A 4,402-nucleotide genomic window follows, 5' to 3' on the forward strand; every position below is an offset into this window, starting at 1 on the left:
GTGCGTCCATCTTGCAGACGGCTCTCAAGAACGAATTTCTTCGCCCCACCTGGAGAAGCCTTTAGTCCAAGGCCCTTTGCTTCCGTATCCCATATGAAAGCTTGGCTTTTTCCCGGCAAGCATTGATGCGCCGCTACACGACTTGCCGTGAACTTGATTCGCATGTAATTCTGCCTAAGGATATTGATAAGAAGACTGCCAGTAGTCGCATAGTAGGCATCTTACATCAATAAATGGGAATACAAGGAAACAAAAAAACTTCACCGAGCGCCGTACTTCAATGATTTTCAAGGATTAATCATCAAGTCGAGAATACCGATCAACATTAAGAAATGCCGTTATAAGAGGATTGTGATTCCTGTCGTCGTGGGTTCGAGTCCCATCGGCCACCCCAAGAATTAAAAAAGCCCAGTCTTCGGACTGGGCTTTTTGCTTTTCGTTGCCGCTCAGGCACAGACAGGTATTTATCGGGCGTGTTGCGCGAAAGCCGGCTCCGGATGATCCGGTGGAGCAATGCCCGCTTCGGCCATGAGCTGGCGTACCTCGGCGGGGTCATACACGAAGGTCAGGCTCTTGATTTTCATCGCACGTTCGTCGATCTCGAAATTCGCGACGCCATCGAGAACGACGATATGACCGCCTTCAATCGCAAGCGTATAGCTAAACTGCATTGTGATGGCCGCAGGCGCGTCTCTCCGGCGAATCACATTAGGAAACCTCATGGCCGTTCTCTTCGTATTAGAGAAAATGTAGGCATGAAAATCTTTAACATTTGCCGCGCCTGAGACCGGCGCGCGAATGACGGCATCGTCCGTAAACAGTCCCAGGACGAATGCCAGGTCCTTTCTTCCTAATGCCTCTTGATACTGCTCGCAAAGACTAGTCATCGTCATATCGTGGCTCTTGCCCGAAACCCGCTCATCCAAATCGTGCTCATTGTAGCCCTCGATTAGTGATTGCAAGCATCGGGAGTCGGCAATTGTGGGGAATAGAGAACTACCAGAATCTCAGGGCAACGGAATGACGAGGCGCGAGCCAGAGTGACTTGCCCACAATTGCTGTGGCCAATTCTGTGGATAACCCGGTATAAGCTTCCGCATGTCCATGATTTGCAAGGAAATTTTTTCCTTGCGCAAAATCAAGGCATGCGGAAGTCGGTTCAGCGGCCGAGCATGCTGAGGGTGCCGCGTCCCTTCGCATACATGATGCCGAGGTTGTACTGCGCGCCGGCGTGCCCCTGCTCGGCGGCGCGGCGGTACCAGTCGACGGCCTGCGCCATGTCCTGCTTCACGCCTTCGCCGTTGCTGTAAATGATGCCCAGCAGGTATTGCGAGTTGACGTCGCCCTGCTCCGCCGCCTTGCGGTACCACATTGCTGCCTTGCCGAAGTCCTGTTTCACGCCAATGCCGCGCCGGTACATGTTGGCGAGGTTGAACTGCGCCGGGGCATAGCCCTGCTCGGCTGACTTGAGGTACCACTGCGCGGCTTCCTCGTAGTCCTGCGGGGCGCCGTGGCCGTTGGCGAACAGGAGGTCGCCCAGCTTGTTCTGCGCGTGGGCGTCGCCCTGGAAGCCGGACTTGCGATGCCACTGCACGGCCATCGTGAAGTCCTGCTCGACGCCGAGGCCCTTCATGTACATGTTGCCGAGGTTGTGCTGCGCCAGCGCGTGGCCCTGCTCGGCCGCGCGGCGGTACCACTCCGAGGCTTCGAGGTAATCCTGCGCCACGCCTTCGCCGTGGAAGTACATCAGGCCGAGGTTGTACTGGGCGCCGGCATCGCCCTGCTGCGCGGCCCGGCTGTACCACTGGAAGGCATCGTTGAAGTCCTGCCGCACGCCTTCGCCGGTGTAGTACATGAGGCCGAGGTTGACCTGCGCGCCGGCGTCGCCGAGGTCGGCGGCCTTGCGGTACCAGTGCAGCGCTTGCGCAAAGTCCTGTTTCACGCCCAGCCCCTTGCGGTACATGTTGCCGATGTTGTTGAGCGCGTAGGTATTGCCCTGCTCGGCCGCGCGGCGGTACCAGTACAGGGCCATCTTGTGGTTCTGCTGCACGCCCTGGCCGTTGTTGTACATGTTGCCGAGGTTGATCTGCGCCAGCGCATGGCCCTGCTCGGCCGCACGGCGGTACCAGGCCACTGCCTGGTCGTAGTCCTGCGCGACGCCGTGGCCGTTGTTGTAGAGGATGTTGGCGAGGTTGAACTGCACCACCACGCGATCGGACTCGACCGGCCTGCGGTAGCGCGGGAGGTCGTACTCGGATTCCGCGACGTCACCGTTCTCGAAGCGGATGCCGGCATTCACCGGCGCGCTCGTGTAGCCCTGGTCGGCGGCCTTGCGGTACCAGGCCACCGCCTGCTTGTGATTCTGCGAGACACCGTGGCCGAGCGTGTACAGGTTGGCGAGATTGATCTGTGCGTGCGCGTAACCCTGCTCCGCGGCCTTGCGGTACCAGGCCACGGCCTGCGCGTAATCCTGCTTGACGCCTTCGCCGCGCTCGAACATCCAGCCGAGCTGGTACTGCGCGCGTGCGTCGCCCTGGTCGGCCATGGGCCGCCATTCATTCAGTGCCGCGTTGAAGTCATTCTTGTTGTAGGCCGCGAGCCCTTCCGGATAACCGGCTTGGGCCGAGAGGGAAACCAACAGGAGGGAGAGAAGAGAGCTAAGGGAGCTAAGGGAGCTAAGGGAGCTAAGGGAGATGGTGTGATGGCGCATGATCTTTCACGGTTAATGTCAACAAAACGTGAAAAGATATTAAATTGACATGAACCGCGGAAACAGTGCCGTGCGATGATCGAACGAGCCAAAGCATTGCCCTTGCGAGACAGAAAGAAACTCTTGCACCGCCCGGGTGCATCAGGGACTTCGCGGGAGGGGAAACTTCTGATCAAACGCAAACGCGCTGCAGTGCCGGCGGGCCCGGCACTGCATGAGGACTTCAGTAGGTGCCAGGCAGGAGGATGCTCTTGTCGACCTTCTTCACATCCGTCAGGCCGCAGAACGCCATCGTGAGGTCGAGTTCCTTGTGGATGATTTCGAGGCACTTGGTGACGCCGGCCTCGCCCATCGCTCCCAGTCCGTAAAGGAATGCGCGGCCGATGTACGCGCCCTTCGCGCCGAGCGCGAGCGACTTGATCACGTCCTGGCCGGAGCGGATGCCGCCGTCGATGTGCACCTCGATCTGGTCCCCCACCGCATCGACAATCGCCGGCAGCGCCGCGATCGACGAGGGTGCGCCGTCGAGTTGGCGGCCGCCGTGATTGGACACGATGAGCGCATCGGCGCCGCTCCGTACGGCGAGGCGCGCATCCTCCACGTCGAGGATGCCCTTGATGATCAGCTTGCCGCCCCACAGCTTCTTGATCCACTCCACGTCATCCCAGGACAGCGTCGGGTCGAACTGCTGCGCGGTCCAGGAAGACAGCGAGGACATGTCCGACACGTTGCTGGCGTGCCCGACGATGTTGCCGAAGGTGCGGCGCGAGGTGCCGAGCATGCCGAGGCACCAGCGCGGCTTGGTCATCATGTTGATGATGTTGGGGATGGTGAGCTTGGGCGGGGCCGACAGGCCGTTCTTGATGTCCTTGTGTCGCTGGCCGAGTACCTGCAGGTCGAGCGTGAGCACCAGTGCCGAACATTTCGCCGCTTTCGCGCGCTCGATCAGGCGCCGGATGAAATCGCGGTCGCGCATCACGTAGAGCTGGAACCAGAATGGCTTGGTGGTGTGGGCGGCGATGTCCTCGATGGAGCAGATACTCATCGTCGACAGCGTGAAGGGCACGCCGAATTTCTCTGCAGCCTTCGCGGCGAGGATCTCGCCGTCGGCATGCTGCATGCCCGTCAGGCCCGTGGGCGCCAGCGCGACCGGCATGAATACTTCCTGCCCGGCCAACGTCGTCTTCAGCGTGCGGTTGTCCATGTTGACCGCCACGCGCTGGCGGAACTTGATCTTCTCAAAATCGGTGCTGTTGGCGCGGTAGGTCGACTCGGTCCAGGAGCCGGAATCCGCGTAGTCGTAGAACATGCGCGGCACGCGCTTCTGTGCCAGGACGCGCAAATCTTCGATGTTCGTGATGGTGGGCATGCCAGCGTTTCCTCCTCATTGATTACAGCTAGTGTAATTGAAGAGGGGAAACGCTGCGAAGGGGGGACGCGGTTGAAATTAATTCACTTGGCTCAGGCGTGTCCCTGCATCTGCGCGCTTGGCACCGGGACGCGCGGGCGTTCGGTAAAGGAGGGAATCCGGTCGTGGGCCTGGCCGAGGTCGAGATCGCCGAGCCAGTACTTGGTCTCGGTATCCCCGAGCAGCGTGCGCAGTTCGCGGATGCTCATCTCGGTCGCCTCATGCGCCGCCAGCAGCAGCGATGAATTGACGGCCATCTGACGGTGCCTCACCTTGCTGATGGT

3 protein-coding genes and 1 pseudogene are annotated in these 4,402 nt (G+C 60.0%); all 4 read right to left on the bottom strand.

The window, feature by feature from the left end; translation table 11 throughout:
* Positions 1-464: 464 nt before the first annotated feature.
* Positions 465-926, bottom strand: coding sequence for a nuclear transport factor 2 family protein (locus tag VFF99_RS01175; protein WP_325014216.1), 462 nt, complete (start codon positions 924-926; stop codon positions 465-467).
* A gap of 233 nt (positions 927-1,159) precedes the next feature.
* Positions 1,160-2,638 (bottom strand): tetratricopeptide repeat protein, encoded by a 1,479-nt coding sequence (locus VFF99_RS01180; protein ID WP_325014218.1) that lies wholly within the window; start codon positions 2,636-2,638, stop codon positions 1,160-1,162.
* 295 nt (positions 2,639-2,933) lie between these two features.
* Positions 2,934-4,079 carry an alpha-hydroxy acid oxidase gene (locus VFF99_RS01185; protein ID WP_325014219.1) on the bottom strand — a complete coding sequence of 382 codons (1,146 nt, stop codon included), beginning with the start codon at positions 4,077-4,079 and terminating at the stop codon, positions 2,934-2,936.
* A 92-nt stretch (positions 4,080-4,171) separates the two neighbouring features.
* A pseudogene (locus VFF99_RS01190) lies at positions 4,172-4,402 on the bottom strand (hypothetical protein); the annotation flags it as partial.

Origin of the sequence: Noviherbaspirillum sp., assembly GCF_035654295.1 — a bacterium.
Classification (GTDB): domain Bacteria; phylum Pseudomonadota; class Gammaproteobacteria; order Burkholderiales; family Burkholderiaceae_D; genus Noviherbaspirillum.

What these genes read in the sequence shown, in the direction of transcription:
- VFF99_RS01185 (WP_325014219.1), bottom strand. Translation starts at nt 4,079, where the DNA reads ATGCCCACCATCACGAACATCGAAGATTTGCGCGTCCTGGCACAGAAG.